This is a genomic window from Rothia sp. P6271, assembly GCF_048512995.1.
In the GTDB taxonomy this organism is placed as follows: domain Bacteria; phylum Actinomycetota; class Actinomycetes; order Actinomycetales; family Micrococcaceae; genus Rothia.
In genome coordinates, this window is record NZ_JBLXXV010000001.1 from 306521 (window position 1) to 324999 (window position 18479).

An 18479-nucleotide genomic window follows, 5' to 3' on the forward strand; every position below is an offset into this window, starting at 1 on the left:
CTTGAACAGCTATCAGCAATGGTTATAGTTGCTCAGCAGGAACCTGAATTTTGGGGTCAGGGTTCTCGCCCGTAAGCATAATAACCATCACCGTCGCTGGTGTATCAGCGTCTACTTGGTGAAGAAGGTGGTCTGTTAGATGAATTATCTGCCCAGGAATCAAGGTGCGGCTCTGCCCGCGAACGGTCAACCGCACTTTTCCTTTGAGCACTTGCACAATAATGGGGTGAATACTGTGATGTTCTTTCCAGCTTTGTCCTTGTGCTAGTTCAAGAAGCGTCACGCTAGCGCCCTGAGCATCCACAATTTTTTGTGCTCTACCCTTATGTTCTAATGGTTGCAGTAATTCTGTTAATCCTTTGAAGATGAGGGCTTGCCCTTGATGTGTTCCTGCCATGAGTCCTCCACGTGATGGATTGTAACGCTCATTCCCTCAGGGAGCTGATAAGCATGAGCAAGGTCTTCGAGTCGAACACGATGAGGTGTTCTAAAGAATCGTTCTACGGTGTGAGTATAGGCAGGGTCTTGCGCAAGTTCTCCGTGTTCAAGCGTTGAGAAGATACCGCCTCCGCAATCGTCAAGAACATCAATATGCAGTTGAGGAGTCAGCTCGTATGCGCCGATGTTCAAAGAAGACACATCATAAAGATACGTTAAATCTCCGCAGATAAGGTGCACGGGGTCAGCAGATTCAGCGGTAGAGAATTCTGTTTCTCTCCCATATCCGCCCAAAGAAATGCCACTTGCGGTAGCTATCATCCCATCAATTCCAGCTAATCCACGAGATGCATAAACTCTCGGTGTTTTTGAAGCGCTGGGGGCAATAAGGTCAAGGTCACGGATGATGTTTGATGATCCGCATACAAGAATTTCATGATGTTCAAGAGCCTTATTCCATGCTTCAAGAGCTAAAGACATTCCGCTTAAGCGTTCGTGAGTTTCTCCATTATTGCGGTAGTTTTCGAGAGAATTCAGCAATTGTTGGCGAGATTCTCTACCTGAGTCTTTCCAACGTTGTAGCCAGCTTTTAGCCGATTGAGCAGTTTCTGTTACTCCATGCCCTGAGAATTCTGCTAGTTCGACGAGAGTGGTGTATATTGTTTCGTCTCGTTTTGAGGTTTCACACCAGCTAGCAGGTTTTTCCATATATATGGCTTTGCGGATGTCTTGACGCTGAAGTAAAGAACTAATTTGGCGAGTGAGAGTCGGGTGCCCAAAGAGCACGACCCGTTCTATTTCTTCGCTCAAAGAGGTGTCAAGCACTTTCGGGTATGCCTCGATAGCGGTTTCTCCGTAGCGAGCGTGCGAGGATGGTTCAGCAAGAAGAGGTAAAGAAAGTTTTCGCGCAAATTTTTCAGCGATTGAGCCGGCTCCGTCTCCTGCAATAACAACTGTTTTATAGGAGTTTTGGGGGCGGTATTCTTCAGCTAAAAAGGATTCTGCTGTTGTATCGACGCGAGAAATAGGAGAGTATTCTTGGCGGTTTTTAAGGGTGTTAGCCCATTGGTTCAGCAATGGTGCGCTGCCGGCAGGCGGTGTTAGCGGAGTGTCAAAAGAAAGATTGATATGTGCAGGCCCGATGGGTGTTTGAGAGGGCTGATTCCAATTTTGTGGGTCGCGTCCACTGAGGGCTGCAAGGACTTCTGAAAAATATTGAGTTTGTTCTCCAGCCGGTGATTCTGGGTATTGCGTGAGATCAGCTTGAGCACGTACAAATGCAGTAAAAATACCAGGTTGGTAGGTGGTTTGGTTAGCGCCAGTTCCGCGGAGGCGTTGAGGACGGTCTGCGGTTAAGGCGAGGAGAGGGATTCCGCTGTGGAAGGCTTCCATCATTGCAGGCAGTAGTTCACCGACGGCAGTTCCTGATGTGGTGACTACGGCGACAGGGCGTTGCGTGGCTTTGGCTATTCCGAGCGCAAGGAAACTGGCACTTCTTTCGTCGAGACGGACGTGTGCGTGCAGAATATTTGCTTGTTCAAGGGCAGCAATGGCGTAGGCGAGGGGTGCGCTACGTGAGCCGGGGCAAAGTACGATATGTTCCATACCAGTACGAACGAGCGAGTCGAGAACGGAGATTGCGCTGATAAGCGATTCTGGGATGGGAGCATTTTCGTCGGCTGAAGTCACGTTGCTATTCTACTGTCTCTGGTGAGAGTGCGCGAAAAGTTGAGTTTTTCTTAAGAACTATTGTGGGTTAGTTCATATGTAAAAAATGTTTTTAATCTACGTTAGGGGTGCTTTATTAAAGTTTCTTTACTTTAATAAAGCACCCCTAATCATGGATTAAAGTGCTAGTGATAATGTTGCCAGTCCTGCCTTATGAAGAAGCAGTTTTGGCAGTTACCGCAGAGTAGTCGTAATAGAGGTTCCAGCGTTCTTCTTCAGTGAGTTCGGGAGTCATGAAAATCTGTTTGAAGTTCTTGACAATCTTGGTGCTTACTGAGTGTGATTTCATAGTTTTAGGGGAAGATTGCAGTAGAAACATTTTCTTTACCTCTAATATCGTGGTTGACGCATTGGCGCTGGTATTTGGGGGCATCCAACTTCGAATGCGTCCAAGACCTCTTTGCCGTGAAGCATTTATCTTGCGAAAACCACAGTAACACAGTTATGCGTCCACCTGTAGACCTCTATGGGGACAAAAATACCAAAAAAGCGGAGCGTAAGGCGACATTTGTCCCCTATTCATAAGAAACTTATGCAAGTTTAAATAAAACAAAAGTCCTCAAGACACTAAATATCACCATAAAACCTTTCGAATTAGAGCTAAAAACTCAACATCAAAACATTTCAATGAAAAATAATAGACAAATACATAAAACAATGTAGCTATCAAAAAAGATTGAAAAACTACCCTTTTACGCGGGCACAAAAAGCACCACACCAATAAAAGTGATTTTATTCACACAAGCGGTGTCGTGGTGCTACCGCGCGAGACAATGTCACAAACGTTCTTCTAACACCCGATAACAACGACGCACCCTCTCATGCCACCAACGACGTACATCTTCGTCCACCGACAAAGAAGAAACTAACGCTTTATCCACCTCAACATCACGCACAGGAATCACCCCATCGCGAGCGCACAGCGAATCTCGTGTCACGTCCGAAGACATCAAAGAGACCGTCCCCAGACCACAGCCAAAAGGAAGCTCCGGTAAAGAGGCCGCCAAAGCAATACCCGAACGAATGCCAACCGAACTTTCCAAAGCAGAAGAAACGACCACCGGCAGTCCGGCTTGCTCACACACCTCAAGAGCGCGTCTGACACCGCCTAAGGGCGCCGCTTTAAGAATCAATACATCGGCAGCGCCACGCTCAGCCACTTGCAAAGGATCTTGCGCTTTACGCACCGATTCATCCGCAGCGATAAGCGTACCGACACCTTGCTCACGTAACTTCGCGTGCAAACGCGCCATCTCATCGACCGATTGAACAGGTTGCTCTACATACAACACGTCAAACTCTTCAAGACGTTGTATTGCCTCAAACGCTTCATCCGTACTCCAGCCTCCGTTAGCGTCAACTTTTAAACGCGCATCAGGAACATACCGGTGTACAGCACTAATTCGTGCAATGTCCTCGGCTAAGCTCTGCCCTCGCTCCGCAACCTTAATCTTCACCTCGCGGATTTTCCCCTGATAACGGCCAAGAACCGCAGGAACCTGCCCAGCGTCCACCGCTGGCAACGTTGAATTGACAGGAATGGTAGAACGTATCGGTTCGGGGAACCCTAGCCATGCAGATTCTAAAGCTGATGACAACCAATACGCAGCTTCTTCCGGTGGATACTCAAGAAACGGAGCAAATTCACCCCAGCCAGATTCTCCTTCAAACAACATCGTCTGGCGAAAGTGAACCCCTCTAAACTTCACTCGCATTGGTATTTGCACCACAACGCTATGAGCAAGCACCTCCGATAGTTGTGGCAAAGTACCTGTCTTCCAGATAGAGGACGCAGAAGGTTCCATGAGACTCATTTCGTACACCAAAGAGAGAATAGTTCCGTATCCCCATCATAACTAATCGCCGAAAAACTAAAATTTCCGTTAAATACAGTACCTAGGAGCAGGGTTCGTGAAACGCACACCATTTTGTCAGGAAAACTTCAAAACTTTCTGCAACAATAATGATGGCTCTCAAACACAATGACCACAACCGTAGACCAGCAGAAAGGCAGTTCGTACGCTCTTATGTACAGAGAAGAACAGCCCCGCCAATCCCATCATGGCGACCAGACAACTCAGGTTCTACCCACCACACCAACAGCGCGTTTTCCCACAGAGCACACATCTGCCCTGAGCACGTCAGCACTTAAAGAACTGACGCCAAGTCACCTTCGACGGACACGGCCCACCTTCTGGGCAATGGTGCAACACGTATTTGTTTTTCTTCTTCTCAGCACTGCGTTGACTGGCTCTTTTTATTTCTTCGTTAAAACAAGTATTGGCCAACGTCTCGACGAAATCGCTTTTACAGAGTTTTCTTACCAACTCACCGATTATCAACAACCTACCGAGAGAATACTCAACTTCATTCCAGCTGTCGCTGTAATAAGTGCTATCATCGGACTGATTTTTGTCGTTATCTGGAAACATCGTTTTGTGCCTTCACTCATAGGCCTCGGTATTGCGATGTGCTCCTATCTCTCAGCCTATCTACTCAAATACCATCTCATTACCAAACCTAACTACGGTATCCAAGAAGCCGTTCTGAACTCTGCACCGTCGGGGCACACCACCGTGGCAGCAGCTGCAGGCTCTGCACTTTTTCTAGCAGCTCCTAAAAAACTTCGGCCTCTAGTCGCTCTGATTTCTGCAATTCTTACCGCAGCGACAGGGTTTTCTACTATCGTCAATGGGTGGCACCGCCCAGCGGACGTTATCACGGCAGTTCTCTTAGTGTCCCTCTGGACTGTTATTGGCCTTGCCATTCTACGTTTTGTGCGTTCTGAGGAACTCGATATGAGTAACACTCAACGGAGCGGTTTAATTCTTATCCCCCTGTTAAGCATTGCTGGTTCTTTTCTTGGGTTCTGTTCTTTAGCGCTCTACGCCATTACGATTTATTCGCCTTTTCCCGGTTGTGCTCTTAGCGCAGCAACCTGCATGATTCTTACGGTTATCTCGTTTAGCACATCATGGCTTGTTACTCTTTTGAGACCACAGAATAAGATACGTTCCCCCTATTACACGAAGGTGTGGACCTACTAAAAAACATGGGGTGGGATAGAACAAGAATGTTCTATCCCACCCCATGCGCATTAACAGCTCAAGAGCTCACGCTATAAGCTACGTCCTGTGGTGATAGGTCCGGTAAGTCCACTCGGATAATCGTCAAAAGTCGTCTGGCTCAAGCCTTGGCCTTTATGTTCCTGATTCTCTAACCACTTCATGCGGTCTAGAAGAATACGGGTTGCTCCACCAGAGTACGGTAATTGGTACATTGCAGCGGTGGTTACGCCGGCACTTGTATTGAGAGCAGAACCTTTAATACGGTCAATTGCATCTTGCATCGTATCTGCCATACGAACAATAAAAGTACGTTCTACGGGGATACCATGTCCCGGAACAAAAACCCGATATCTATCAAGCTCAGCTAAATGACGCAGAGTCGATACCCATAGTTGCGGGTAAGAGTCGTCAAAAGCGGGGTCAGAACCTTGTTCTACGACGTCTCCGGTGAAGAGAACGTCATCTACACCGACCAACACGTCCGAATCGGTATGTGCCAGTCCCAGATAGAAGAGTGTTACCGCACGATCCCCTAACTCAACTCGAGTAAATGAAGCGCGGGTTCCGTCTCCCGGTAAGAGTCGTTGAGGAACAACAAGGTGTGTATTAGGGCCTTCTTGATGGGCCATCTCTGGTTCAAGAACTTCAACATATGAACGCTGTAGATTGCCATAAAGCTCAATAGCTCGTGCAGCTCGAGGGTGCGCCCAAAAATCTTGTGCACCATCAGCTTCAAAAACAGCATTTCCCATAAAACGGTCAAAATGAGCGTGTGTGCTCACAATCGTCAGAGGAAGTTCAGTAATGCGTCGAACAGCACGCAGAATCTCTGCTCCCTGACGGGGCCCTGCTCCCGTATCGACGAGCATAGCTTTTTCCGCACCGACAATGAGACCCGAGTTCAGCCGGTAATTATCCGTGCTAATGAGGTACACACCGTCTGATATTTCATTTGTACGTGCCATGTGTTCTACGGTACTTGCATTAGGTGGTATATGTTGTGTTCTATACCCATAAAAGACCATGTCGCAATACATCTCACAGCATTTTATGAGGCTTTACCGCCAATTATTCATAAGACCGATACCATATAGACCGTGATAGACTTCGGCAATTTTCCTTCAACAGATACAACATCGACGCCCCCTATACGAGGACGATACGCTCCTTCCCCCTCTGGAGATTTACATTTAGGGAACTTGCGAACCGCTCTTTTAGCGTGGCTTATGGCTCATAGCCAAGGCGGAGATATGGTCATGCGTGTCGAAGACCTTGATCGTGTTCGTGAAGGAGCTGCACAACGACAATTACAAGACCTCACCCAATTAGGTATTACCTATACCGGTGAGGTGCTTTACCAGTCCACACGCCAAGAAGCCTATCTTCAAGCAGTCGAAAAGCTTAAAGAACAGCATATGGTCTATGAGTGTTTTTGTACTCGTAAAGAAATTCAGCAAGCAACCACGGCACCTCATGCTGCCCCAGGTGCTTACCCTGGAACGTGTCGCTCCATCTCAGATGATGAGCGTGCTGCCCGACGAGAGGTTCGCACCCCGGCTTTAAGGTTACGTTCTCAATGCTCTCAATACACGGTTCATGACTTTTTTTACGGAGAATACACAGGTGTAGTTGATGATTTCGTCTTAGTGCGCAACGATGGAACTATTGCATATAACCTAGCGGTAGTAATTGACGATGATTTTCAAGGGGTCACGCAGGTTGTTCGAGGTGATGATTTACTTCCTTCAGCCCCACGACAGGCGTATCTTGCGCAGCTTTTGGGATGTTCTCCGGTGCAGTACGCGCACGTTCCTTTAGCGCTCAATAGTGCCGGTCAGCGCCTTGCAAAACGAGATGGTGCTGTTACTATCCCCGAGTTGTATCGTCAAGGTGTGAGCATTGATGAGATTGGACGGCTTATTGCTTCTTCTATTCCGCTTCCACGGTTAGAGCCTCAGCATGGGGGCCTTTTACCAAAGAATGCTTCAGAGATGCTCACAGTATTTTCTCCCCAGCTGATACGTCAGCAGCCCTGGGTTGTTATTGACCCGTTTGTGAAAGGATAGTGGTATTGGCTAAGTTCACCGTAGATGCCCTAGCAGCAAAAATCCCCTCTGAGCACCGCGGAACTGCTGCTCTAGCTCTCGTGATGCTCGGCTCAATCAGTCTGCAGGTGTCTACTGCTTTCGCCTCAGACCTCTTTCAGCAGTTCACTCCCATTGCGGTCACGGGAATGCGTATGGCAGTTGCGGCAGTTATCCTCTTTTTGATTGTTCGCCCTAATCCGTTCGCACTTAAAGCTTCTGACTGGCCGCAGGTGTTGCTTTATGGTCTTGTTGTGTCTCTTATGACCGGCAGTTTTTATATGGCTGTTAGTTATATCCCGTTAGGAATTGCGGTCACTGTTGAGTATCTGGGTGCTTTTGCTATTTCTCTGTTAGGTGTCAAACGTGTTCGAGATAGTTTCATCTCGTTAGGTGCTTTAATCGGTGTTGCCCTCATTGCTGGGCCGACTTTTGAAAGTAGCCATCTTATTGGCTATCTTTTTGCGGTGATGAGTGCAACATGTATGGGTGGATATACGTTCTTGTCAGCTCACCTTGGCACTAAAGGCTCTCCGGCTGTGAGTGGGCTCAAGGGTCTGTCACTCTCGATTTGTTTTTCAGCATTGTTGCTGACCCCGTGGTCTGCACCGTCATTTCCGAGAGTGGACTTCAACGGTTGGTTCTTATTAGTCATGGTTGGTTTCTTAGGCGTTGTCGTAACATATTCTTTTGACGCGATTGCTGGCCGTATTACCTCGCCTGCTGTTATCGGAGTGTTGTTTAGTTTGGATCCGGTGAACGGCGCAATTATTGGGACGCTTCTTTTGGGTCAGGTACTCTCTATTTGGTCCTATGTTGGCATCGTATTGATTGCATGTTCCGGCGCATTATTGGTCTGGCAGACGAACAAATCGGCTATTAAGATTTCTGCTAATACGGCGATACTTGATGTGGTGGTTTCTACACGTACTCAGCAGTTACCAATCATTAGTAAGGACCTCAAATAGTTCTAGGTCGAAGAAGAATGAAGCAAACGCGCTGACTTATAGAAAGAGTGTCAGCGCGTTTCTCATATACTAGAATTAAGTTTTTCTTAAATATCATGCTCGGTTATTCTTAACAGTAAAATTGACCCGAACACCTATTGGTGAACTGTTAACCACTCAGGTCTAGCGCTATTATTACGTACATCACATACCCAATTCTCTAGGGGGCTCCTCAATGAGCAATACTACATTCCAGATTGCCGCGCTGGTCATCTACTTTGCCGGCATGATAGCCATCGGACTCTGGGCAAAAACTAAAAACAACAATCTCGACGACTACGTCCTCGGTGGCAGGTCACTCTCCCCCACCACCGCCGCACTCTCTGCAGGTGCGTCTGATATGTCAGGATGGCTCCTCATGGGCCTCCCCGGCGCACTATATATCTCCGGACTAGCAGAAGCATGGATTGCCGTCGGGCTCACCATCGGTGCGTGGATCAACTGGAAAGTTGTCGCTCCACGACTACGCAGCTACACCGAAATTTCCCGAAATTCCGTCACTGTACCAGTCTTTTTCCACAACAGGCTACGCGATAACACTAAACTCCTGCGGATCTTTTCATCCCTCATCATCCTCATTTTCTTTACCTTCTACGCATCCTCCGGCATGGTAGCCGGCGGAAAATTCTTCGCATCCTCCTTCAACTTAGATTTCCACGTCGGAATGCTACTCATCGCAGGAATTACCGTCCTCTACACTCTCTTTGGTGGGTTCCTCGGCGCATCCTACACCGACATGGTTCAAGGATTCCTCATGTTAGGTGCGCTCATCCTCATGCCTATCTTGGCGCTGTTCTACGTGGGTGGGCCCAGCGGTGCATACGAAACTATTTCAGCGGTCAACCCCACCGCGCTCTCACTGTTCGCAGGAACATCTTTCATCGGGATTCTCTCTGCATCAGCATGGGGCTTAGGGTACTTTGGGCAGCCACACATTATCGTGCGCTTCATGGCACTACGCACCCCTAAAGACGCAATCGCAGGACGACGTATCGGCATCGGCTGGATGGTTCTCACCGTTATCGGAGCTTGCTCATCCGGATTAATCGGCATCGCATACTTTGCAAAACACCCCGATGCGGCACTCACCGACACAAAAAACGCAGAATCCGTATTCCTCGACATGTCACAGATACTGCTACCTTCTTTCGTGTCAGGTTTCATTCTTGCAGCCGTTCTTGCCGCAATTATGTCCACGCTCTCTTCACAGCTCGTTGTCTGCTCTTCAGCCCTTGCCGAAGACCTCTACGGAGTTGTCACACAAAAACCACTCGAAGCAGCAAAAGGACTATGGCTCGGACGCATGGGCGTGCTCGTAGTCTCCATCATTGCAGCAGTACTAGCATGGAACCCCAATAGCTCTATCCTCGAGTTAGTGTCCTTCGCATGGGCAGGATTCGGTGCAGCCTTCGGCCCCATCGTTTTGCTATCCCTCTTCTGGAAAAAACTCACCAACTGGGGAGCTATCGCCGGACTCATTGCAGGAACAATTACCGTATTTGTCTGGGGAAATAACGAAGCTCTCTCTAGCACTTTCTACGAAATTGCACCAGGGTTCATCGTTAACCTTGTATTTGCTGTAACCATCTCTTATGCAACATACTCACCCAACCCAGAGATTGAAGAAGAGTTCGAAGCAGCAGCGCTAGCGGCAAAGAACTAAAACTTCTCATAATACAGCTCAGGCGGTTACCACTAAACACCAGTGGTAACCGCCTGAGCTGTTCTTTATCCTTCATCTTCCAGCCAAGATACAGAACGCAACGGTACACTAAACCCATGACCTATACACTGCCCGAAACTGTATCTGATATTTTTGACCCTCAACAATGGCGTACCGTCGAAGGGTTTGAAGAATACACCGACATCACCTACCACCGGCAAGTACTCCGCGACGAAAACGGCAACTACATCAAAGACCTCCCCGCTGTACGTATCGCGTTCAACCGCCCAGAAGTACGCAACGCCTTCCGCCCACACACCGTTGATGAGCTCTACCGTGCACTCGACCACGCTCGAATGACCTCCAACGTCGGAACAGTGCTGCTCACCGGTAACGGGCCCTCCCCCAAAGATGGTGGATGGGCATTCTGCTCCGGCGGAGACCAGCGCATCCGAGGACGTGACGGCTACCATTACGCAGACGGAGACACCGCAGAAAGCATCGACCCTGCACGCGCCGGACGACTCCACATCCTCGAAGTTCAACGGCTTATTCGCACCATGCCCAAAGTCGTTATCGCCCTCGTCTCGGGGTGGGCTGCCGGCGGAGGACATTCCCTCCACGTCGTCGCAGACCTCACGATCGCGTCCGAAGAATACGGCAAGTTCAAACAGACTGATGCCACCGTCGGTTCCTTCGACGCCGGTTACGGCTCTGCCCTATTAGCACGTCAAATCGGCCAAAAAAATGCTCGTGAAATATTCTTCCTCGCACGCGAATATGACGCTCAACGCATGTATGAAATGGGTGCTGTTAATGAAGTTGTCCCACACCAAGAACTAGAGCATAAAGGACTAGAATACGCGGCACATATTGCACGACAATCCCCCCAAGCTATCCGCATGCTCAAATTTGCTTTCAACCTTCCCGATGACGGTCTACTCGGACAACAAGTCTTTGCAGGAGAAGCAACCCGCCTAGCCTATATGACAGATGAGGCTGTAGAAGGACGAGATGCATTCCTCCAAAAACGTGAACCCCGCTGGGAAGAGTACCCTTACTACTTCTAAAAGAACGAAACCTTAACGGCAGTCTCCACCGCTAAACGTTGGAAAAGACTGCCGTTGAGGTCTTCTTCTATCAACACGTCTAGAAAAACATTGCAGAAAAACACTCTATGACTGTCTCTTTTGACCCATCACAACTGCAGCCTTTTAGGCTACCAACCCCCGATATTTCACGAGCATTGCGTTTAGAGGCACAACATCCACGCGCGTATTCGCCAACAGACGTCCTACACTTTTTTGACAGATATTTCGCCGCAACACCTCACACCTCAGAAGATATTGCGCTTTTAGTGGGCACATCAGGCTCTACAGGCGCACCTAAAATAACGGTTCTTAGTCGTTCAGCATTAGTCCATTCTGCTCAAGCGACAGCTCAAGCAACAGGCTCTCGGCAATCACAATGGTTGTTATGTTTGCCCGTGCACTATATTGCCGGAGCACAGGTGCTCATTCGATCGGTACTCAACGGCACCACCCCCGTCATCACTGGTGCCATCATGCACAACAGACACTTTAGTAGTGAAGATTTTCTACAAAGTGCTCGCACTATGACAGCCAAGACGAAAATGGTGTCACTTGTACCAACCCAGTTACAACAGCTTCTTGATGATGCACAACGGTTTCCAGAGCTCCTTGAACTCTTACAAGAGTTCTGCGGCATTCTTCTAGGCGGGGCACCAGCTTCGCGCTCATTACGTGAAAAAGCGCAAAAGTATCAGCTTAAGATATTTACCACCTATGGAAGTGCAGAAACAGCAGGCGGTTGCGTCTATAACGGTCTCCCGCTGTCCTCGACTCAACTTCGTATTGAAACACAGCATCCAGAAGATACAACAGGAAGAATCTGGTTAGGTGGAGAACACGTTGCCCACGGATATCTTGATCAGCCGCAGCGTACCGCTGAACATTTTTGGTACGAGAACAACGGGACACGATGGTATCGTACCGACGATATTGGTTCTTTATCACAAGGGTTTTTAGAGGTTCACGGTCGAGCCGATGACATCATCATTAGCGGTGGAGTAAAAATTGCTCCCGCCCCTATTGCACAATGTTTAGAAGCTCATCCTGCGGTCGTTTCTGCTTTTGTCTTTCCAGTTCCTCACCGACGATGGGGGCAAGCGGTAGGGTGCGTCGTCTACGCCCCTGAAGAATCGCCGGCACGATTATCTCCCCAATTACAGCAGTTATGCCAGAATCTAGAACCTGCACAGCGTCCTAAATATCTCCGAGTTATCAGCACTTTGCCTCTACTTTCCACAGGAAAACCAGATCGAGAAGCGCTCCATACGCTATTGCGTGAAGGATGAGGTCAATAAACTTTTTCTTCATCAAGGATTGCAGAAGAACAACTCCTGTTTCGTTCAGTATGAGAGAATGAGAGGTGCTCTAGCACCACTAGATGTTGTACCGCAAGAAAGGAATAATACGTGGCTACTCCGGCTCAATGGATTGAGGGGGCGCGTCTACGCACCTTGCCACTAGCTGTGGCACCCATTATTGCCGGTTCAGTTGCAGCTTTTGAATTAGGAAAGTTTAACCCGTTCAGAGCTTTTCTCGCTTTTCTTGTCGCCTTTTTTCTCCAAGTAGGCGTCAACTATGCCAATGATTATTCAGACGGTATCAAAGGAACAGATGAAGTAAGAGTTGGCCCATTACGTCTGGTAGGTTCAGGTGTAGCGAAACCGAGCCATGTTAAATACGCGGCTTTTAGTTGTTTTGCGTTATCTATGGTTGCTGGATTCTACCTTGTCTTCCTTGCGCAACAATGGTGGTTTTTAGCTATTGGAGCGTCAGCTGTCTTTGCAGCATGGGGATATACCGGAGGTAAACGCCCCTACGGGTATATGGGGTTAGGGGACCTCTACGTTTTTATCTATTTTGGTCTTGTTGCTACAGTTGGTACGCTCTTTACCCAAAGCGCACATTTAAGTACTACCGGCTGGGTGAGCGCAATATCTATTGGATTATTCTCTTGCGCATTATTGATGGCCAATAATATCCGAGATATCCCAACCGATAAAGAAAGCGGAAAATATACTCTAGCTGTACGTCTTGGGCAGAAGTGGTCGCGCAGAATCTATGTTCTTGAAATGCTCTGTGCCTTAGCTATCACTCTCATACTTGTTCCAGAGAATCCTTGGTACATGTTAGTTTTTGTACTGATAGGGCCCGTACTTCACTCATGTTTTGTGGTATTAGCTCCGACTCATGGCAAAGAGCTCATCCCTGTACTCAAACAAGCTGGGCTCGTCACCCTTGCATATAGCCTGCTTCTGGTACTTGCTGCTTATTTAGGAACTCTCGATATATTCATCGTAGAGGCACCCACCTTTAACGGTTTCTAATACGAGGGGCATCATACGAGACTAAAAATCTAGTCCCTGTGATTTTTTCATCTGCTCTACATACTCGTCTTCAACGAGAGTATCTTCATGTTTAATGTTCTTTGTTGGAAAGAGTTTCCTCCACAGTTGTGCAACCTCAACCCCTGCGGCTTCACGAAGTTTCGGGAAAAACAGATACGACAACGATAAAGACATAAGAAGCGCAAAAATAATAGAGAGCAGCACCGCAATTTTAAGGACCCAAACACAAATCAGGCTGATACTAAAAACGAGTGCAAGACGGAGAAAAGTGTATTTGAGCAGATTCATAGATACTAGTCTAACGGAGAACGCTAACGGTTCGATAAGCACCAAATTTTGCACTGCTCACACTCATACAGGTGTCAAGATTCATGAGAATACCCTTACAAAAGGCACTATTCTGAGTTCATCCTGTTCTTCCAGAAATTTACGTCCCATAAAGTAGATATTATTCAGTTATCCATGGAACACTAATATCTATGGTTCGCGCAATAATGATTATCGGCTCTATCGCCCTGCTCATCGGCATCATCATCTATTCCTTCATAGATTGCATCCGTACAGACAACGAACGAGTCAAAGTATTCCCTAAACCCGTATGGTTTTTAGCTATCCTTATCTTCCCTCTTGCTGGAGCCTTATTATGGTTGTTCTTTGGAAAACATGCCAGTTCACCGGTTTCTTCTAACGCCCCCGATAACGATGAGGAATTCCTCAAATATCTTGAAGCGCGTGCCAAACGTCAGATGAGAGAAAAAGACGACAAGACTACTCCCCCAGAAGATACGAATGGTGAAGACACTCACGAGGATTCTGCTGAGCAGTAGCCTCATCAAGACCTTCAGTTAAAGCTGTTGGGCTACCACTTACATCAGTGGTAGCCCAACAGCTTTAAACACGGATAAAAACCCTATAGGTAGTACCAGTTATAGGCCGGAATAGCTGTGCAAACCGGAGAAGAAAATATTGACTACCGTAAAGTTAAAGATGATGCATAGATAGCCCACGATAGAGAGCCATGCAGAAGGTGCACCAGACCAGCCGCGTGTTGCTCGAGCATGCAAATAGGCGGCATAGACAACCCAGATCACGAAGGTCCATACTTCTTTAACGTCCCAGCCCCAATAACGGCTCCACGCTTTCTGCGCCCAAATAGCGCCAGCTGCCAGAGTAAACGTCCACATCACAAAACCAACAGTGTTAAGACGAAACGCAAAATTCTCTAGCGTCTGAGACGAAGGAACCATCGTCATAAACGGCATCGAAGGCTTCTTCCCAGCAATAATTTCTTTTTCGCGACGAGACTGCAGAAGCTGAAGAATAGCCATCGCAAAGGTAATAGTAAAAATACCCGAAGCAAGAACAGCAATAGAAACGTGAATAACAAGCCAATACGACTGCAAAGCAGGTTTGAGATGTCCAACAGGAGTAGGGAACGCAATCGTTGCCGCGCACATCATAATAAGGGCAAGACCCGACACTAACATTCCCACAAAACGTACGTCACGGAAAATCAGAAGAATCAAAAAGACGGTAGAAACAACTAACGCACCAGTTGTGCAGAACTCATACATGTTTCCCCACGGAACACGATCAGCAGCAATACCACGAGTCACTACACCAACAGCATGAACTAATGCACCGATAATCATGATGGCAACTGCGATACGAGCGGCACGGCGGGGGCTCGTATCAGTACCCCAACGCATTGAACTATCGGCAACTTTACCTTCAAGTTTGCGTTCTGCAGCGCGCTTATAGCCAAGTCCGCGAGCGCCCGTGCCTTTCTCACTGCTGTCAATATAGGAGGCACGTTTGTGCGCTGTTGTGGCAGCTTCGAGAGGTTTATCTGCGGTGTTGTCCTGTTGTTCTAGTTGTCGGACAGTACGCGAATGAGAGGCAATATCTGCGGTGAATAGGATAAACGCTATCATGTAGATAATTGCTGAGATGTACATGAACAGCTCGCTCCATTGAGCGAGGGATGCGTTAATCATCTGCTAGTTCTTCCTTCAGGTATGGGGTGTGAAGTGTTTTATGCTTCGGTGTCTTCTGCTTCACTAAATTCTAGTTCCCAACAGTGAGCGAAAGCTTCTGTGAGCTTATCAGCTTCCGGTAGGAGTCGTGGGTCTTCTCCTCGTGCTAGTAGAGCATATTCTACGGTGAGGTTCTGGCCGTCTCGATAAGCACGTACCCAGACACGACGTCTAGGAACGAATAACGAGATAATCAGTCCGGTGAAGGCTAGAACAAATGACCAGAAAACAATACCTTTTCCAGGGTCATAGTGAATGTCTACACCAATATAACGCTTATACCCCTCAAAACTGATTTTTCCTCGTCCATCTGGCAGATTTTCTTCGGTGTGCGTAGCTGTGAGGATAATACCGTTTTGTTGGGCCATCGAGTTCATTTCGGTCAGTTTTGAGGTATCGAGAATATACACGTTCTGTGGGGTGCCGTTATCTAGCCCTAAGTCGCCATAGTAAGACTGCAGGACGAGTGTAGGGTTATAGGGTCCGGCGTCAAGAGAGACGGGAACTCCAGAGCTGTTGTATCCACCTGTGGGGAGGAACATTCCGACGAAACCGAGCTGGTCGGGATGTGCGTCAGGAACTTTAAGCACAATAGATGAGTTGTATTTAGGGTCAGTGGTTAGGCCTACAACGGGACCTTCAAAAGCGATGGTTCCATCGGGGTTTGTCACTTTGATAACGGGTGCATAACCGTTACCGGCAAGGTTAATATCGGTACCGTCGACGGAGAGTGGTTCGTTCACTTCGAGTGTTTCATTCCGGTGTTCTCCAGAGCGGTCGGTAACGCTGAAGGTTGCTTTGTACCCAATATCAGAGCCGTAGCTAGCAGATTCATGTTGTCTATCGTATTGAACTTCAAATTTTTTAAGTGTTATCGAGTAGGGTGTAAGCCAGTCTGGGTTGTAGTTTGTTCCAGGTGTGAAAGAGTCATAGCTGATGAGGGAGTTGACGAAGGTGTCTCCTTCAACCAAGATTTTTTGTCCTCGGTATCCCAGGAGAGATCCAATAGCGACACCGATGAGAATACCAATCATCGATAGGTGGAAGAGAATATTTCCGACTTCGCGTAAGTACCCGCGTTCTGCTGCGACAGAGTAGTACCCGTTCTCTTCAAGATGGGTTTCTACTCTGTATCCGCGTCGTGAGAGGACGCGGGAAGCATCGTTGATTGCTTCTTCTGCGGTAAATTCTTCGAGGGATACGGGTATTTCTAAGGTGCGGTGTACGGGTAGTCGTGAGAGGTTCTTGGGTGTACGTACTGGGGGTTTACGCCACATCTGGTAGTGTTTTTTGGCTCGTGGTAGGACGCATCCGATGAGGGAAATAAAGAGCAAGAGGTATATTGCGGAAAACCATGCGGAGCTGAAGACGTCAAAGAGCTGAATTTTATCTGCGATAGGTCCCCACGTGGGGTGGTTTTCGATGTAGTCGTTAACTTTAACGGGGTCTTGTATTCGTTGTGGGAAGAGTGATCCTGGAACTGCAGCTACTGCTAAAAGAAGGAGCAGAAATAGTGCGGTATTCATTTTTGTGAGCTGTGTCCACGCCCATTTTGTCATTCCCCAAACTCCAAGAGCTGGTGCTTGAGATGTTGTTTGTTCTCCCATAGTGTGCCCTTAGCTTTTAGATTGGTAGTTCGTAGGTAGGTAGTGTGGCTTGTATCCATGTGATGATGGAGTTCCATAGACCAGTTATCATGAGCGTTCCGATAAGAATCAGTAGTATGGATCCGCATTGTTGTATGCGTCGATGATGTTTTTTAAGCCACCGTAGGCGTTGTGTTCCGCGAAGAATGCCTAATGCAACGATAAAGAATGGGATACCTAAACCTAGGCAATAGGCGAAGGTGAGAGTTATTGCTTTTGCAGTATTAGCTCCGTCAAGGTAGACCAGTGTTTGTACTGCGGCGAAGGTTGGGCCGATACATGGTGCCCACCCTAGACCAAAGGTTATTCCCAAAAGTGGTGCACCCCAAAACCCTGAGGGGGCTTGTGTATGGATGAGTTTGCGTTCTCTTTGTAGCCAAGGAATTTTGCCCCAGAAGACCAGCCCGAGCAGGATGACAAACATACCAAGGAGTATTTCAACCCAGCGTTGCCCTCGAATCCAGGGGGCTGCACCTAGTTGTGCGAAAACCACGCTCAAGAGAATGAAAATTGTTGAGAAGCCAAGGATGAACAGGGCGACGGCGCCTAGTGCGTATCGGGTACTGGTGTTTTTGGTGTGTCCAGATAATCCTGTTACGTACCCGATGTACCCTGGCACGAGGGGTAGCACGCAAGGGGAGGCGAAGGATACCAGACCTGCTAATACGGCTAGGGGTATGGCTAACCATAGCGACCCGTCAATAATGATTTCTCCGAAAGTGTTCACTATTTTTGGGCGTCCTCGAGGAGTGTTCTCACGATGGATTCGTCAATTTGTCCTAACACTCGTGAGGTGACATGTCCTTGTGCGTCAATGATGAGCGTGGTGGGAACAGCTTGTGCGGGGACAACTTGTGATAGTTCGTAGAGGACGTGACCGGTTGAGTCTTCAAAACTTGGGTATTCAATGGAGAAGCGACGTTCGAAGGCCTCTGCTGTTGCTTTTTCGTCTCGGACGTTGACACCATAGAAATGTACTTTGTCCGCAAATTTTTTGTGAAGTTTAGCTAAGGTGGGGGCTTCTGCTCGGCAAGGAGCGCATCCGGCATACCAGAAGTTCAGTAGTAGGGGTTTTCCGCGTAATGATTCTGCGGTGATTTCGGTGCCGTCGTAGAGTGTTCCGGTAAAGTGTACCGGTTCTGTTCGTTTTTCTGGAGGAAACTCTGTGACCGACCCATCTCCTGCAATGTATCCTTTGGAGTCCCCCGCATCTGCTTGGGCAGAAAGAGAATCAGACGATGAGCATGCACTTAAGCTTAGGAGGCTGGCGGCGGCTCCTAAGCTCAGCAGATGACGGCGTGACAGTCGCTGTTCATATGGTCTTTGGTAGGGGTCTAGCATGGTGTTCTTTCGGGTGTGCTCAAGGTCTTAGG

General features: G+C 48.0%; 18 protein-coding genes. 8 read left to right on the top strand and 10 right to left on the bottom strand.

The features are described from left to right. Positions 1-22: 22 nt before the first annotated feature. The 4 genes from ACN08X_RS01380 to ACN08X_RS01395 form a co-directional block, all read right to left on the bottom strand. Entirely contained in the window at positions 23-397 is a 375-nt protein-coding gene (locus ACN08X_RS01380; protein ID WP_419100939.1) for a cupin domain-containing protein, read from the bottom strand. Continuing rightward, entirely contained in the window at positions 352-2127 is a 1776-nt protein-coding gene (menD, locus tag ACN08X_RS01385; protein ID WP_419107689.1) for a 2-succinyl-5-enolpyruvyl-6-hydroxy-3-cyclohexene-1-carboxylic-acid synthase, read from the bottom strand. Before menD ends, ACN08X_RS01380 begins: the two co-directional genes overlap by 46 nt. Before the next feature lie 190 nt (positions 2128-2317). Continuing rightward, positions 2318-2455 carry a hypothetical protein gene (locus ACN08X_RS01390; RefSeq protein WP_419100941.1) on the bottom strand — a complete coding sequence of 46 codons (138 nt, stop codon included), beginning with the start codon at positions 2453-2455 and terminating at the stop codon, positions 2318-2320. Between the two features lie 487 nt (positions 2456-2942). Then, positions 2943-3980 (bottom strand): o-succinylbenzoate synthase, encoded by a 1038-nt coding sequence (locus ACN08X_RS01395; RefSeq protein WP_419107690.1) that lies wholly within the window; start codon positions 3978-3980, stop codon positions 2943-2945. A gap of 168 nt (positions 3981-4148) precedes the next feature. Here ACN08X_RS01395 and ACN08X_RS01400 point away from each other — a divergent pair, with 168 nt between their 5' ends. Further along, positions 4149-5213 carry a phosphatidic acid phosphatase gene (locus ACN08X_RS01400; RefSeq protein WP_419107691.1) on the top strand — a complete coding sequence of 355 codons (1065 nt, stop codon included), beginning with the start codon at positions 4149-4151 and terminating at the stop codon, positions 5211-5213. A 71-nt stretch (positions 5214-5284) separates the two neighbouring features. On the opposite strand, the gene ACN08X_RS01405 is transcribed toward ACN08X_RS01400, so the two are convergent. Beyond that, positions 5285-6199, bottom strand: a complete 915-nt coding sequence (locus ACN08X_RS01405) for an MBL fold metallo-hydrolase (protein WP_419107692.1) — start codon at positions 6197-6199, stop codon at positions 5285-5287. A gap of 132 nt (positions 6200-6331) precedes the next feature. On the opposite strand from ACN08X_RS01405, the gene gluQRS reads away from it, so the two are divergent. The 6 genes from gluQRS (at position 6332) to ACN08X_RS01435 (ending at position 13403) form a co-directional block, all read left to right on the top strand. Beyond that, positions 6332-7300, top strand: coding sequence for a tRNA glutamyl-Q(34) synthetase GluQRS (gene gluQRS / locus ACN08X_RS01410; protein WP_419100945.1), 969 nt, complete (start codon positions 6332-6334; stop codon positions 7298-7300). Positions 7301-7305: 5 nt separating this feature from the next. After that, positions 7306-8286 (top strand): EamA family transporter, encoded by a 981-nt coding sequence (locus tag ACN08X_RS01415; RefSeq protein WP_419107693.1) that lies wholly within the window; start codon positions 7306-7308, stop codon positions 8284-8286. 214 nt (positions 8287-8500) lie between these two features. After that, positions 8501-9988 carry a sodium/proline symporter PutP gene (putP, locus tag ACN08X_RS01420; protein WP_419107694.1) on the top strand — a complete coding sequence of 496 codons (1488 nt, stop codon included), beginning with the start codon at positions 8501-8503 and terminating at the stop codon, positions 9986-9988. A 116-nt stretch (positions 9989-10104) separates the two neighbouring features. Next, positions 10105-11058: a 1,4-dihydroxy-2-naphthoyl-CoA synthase gene (locus ACN08X_RS01425; RefSeq protein WP_419105663.1), complete on the top strand. Its 954-nt coding sequence runs from the start codon at positions 10105-10107 to the stop codon at positions 11056-11058. Between the two features lie 107 nt (positions 11059-11165). Next, positions 11166-12365: an AMP-binding protein gene (locus tag ACN08X_RS01430; RefSeq protein WP_419107695.1), complete on the top strand. Its 1200-nt coding sequence runs from the start codon at positions 11166-11168 to the stop codon at positions 12363-12365. 120 nt (positions 12366-12485) lie between these two features. Further along, positions 12486-13403 (top strand): 1,4-dihydroxy-2-naphthoate polyprenyltransferase, encoded by a 918-nt coding sequence (locus ACN08X_RS01435; RefSeq protein WP_419107696.1) that lies wholly within the window; start codon positions 12486-12488, stop codon positions 13401-13403. Between the two features lie 21 nt (positions 13404-13424). Here ACN08X_RS01435 and ACN08X_RS01440 read toward each other — a convergent pair whose 3' ends face one another. Continuing rightward, a complete protein-coding gene (locus tag ACN08X_RS01440) occupies positions 13425-13712 on the bottom strand; it encodes a DUF4229 domain-containing protein (RefSeq protein WP_419107697.1) in 288 nt (95 codons plus the stop codon). A 191-nt stretch (positions 13713-13903) separates the two neighbouring features. Between ACN08X_RS01440 and ACN08X_RS01445 the strand changes: the two genes are divergently transcribed. Further along, positions 13904-14251 (top strand): PLD nuclease N-terminal domain-containing protein, encoded by a 348-nt coding sequence (locus tag ACN08X_RS01445; protein WP_419107698.1) that lies wholly within the window; start codon positions 13904-13906, stop codon positions 14249-14251. A 99-nt stretch (positions 14252-14350) separates the two neighbouring features. Here ACN08X_RS01445 and ccsB read toward each other — a convergent pair whose 3' ends face one another. Genes ccsB through ACN08X_RS01465 form a run of 4 tightly spaced genes read right to left on the bottom strand, consistent with a single transcriptional unit; the run spans position 14351 to position 18447 of the window. Beyond that, positions 14351-15421 (bottom strand): c-type cytochrome biogenesis protein CcsB, encoded by a 1071-nt coding sequence (gene ccsB, locus ACN08X_RS01450; protein WP_419100953.1) that lies wholly within the window; start codon positions 15419-15421, stop codon positions 14351-14353. A gap of 38 nt (positions 15422-15459) precedes the next feature. Beyond that, entirely contained in the window at positions 15460-17067 is a 1608-nt protein-coding gene (gene resB, locus ACN08X_RS01455) for a cytochrome c biogenesis protein ResB (RefSeq protein WP_419107699.1), read from the bottom strand. Between the two features lie 16 nt (positions 17068-17083). Further along, positions 17084-17836, bottom strand: a complete 753-nt coding sequence (locus ACN08X_RS01460; protein ID WP_419107777.1) for a cytochrome c biogenesis CcdA family protein — start codon at positions 17834-17836, stop codon at positions 17084-17086. After that, positions 17833-18447: a TlpA family protein disulfide reductase gene (locus tag ACN08X_RS01465; protein ID WP_419100955.1), complete on the bottom strand. Its 615-nt coding sequence runs from the start codon at positions 18445-18447 to the stop codon at positions 17833-17835. Before ACN08X_RS01465 ends, ACN08X_RS01460 begins: the two co-directional genes overlap by 4 nt. Between the last annotated feature and the right edge of the window lie 32 nt (positions 18448-18479).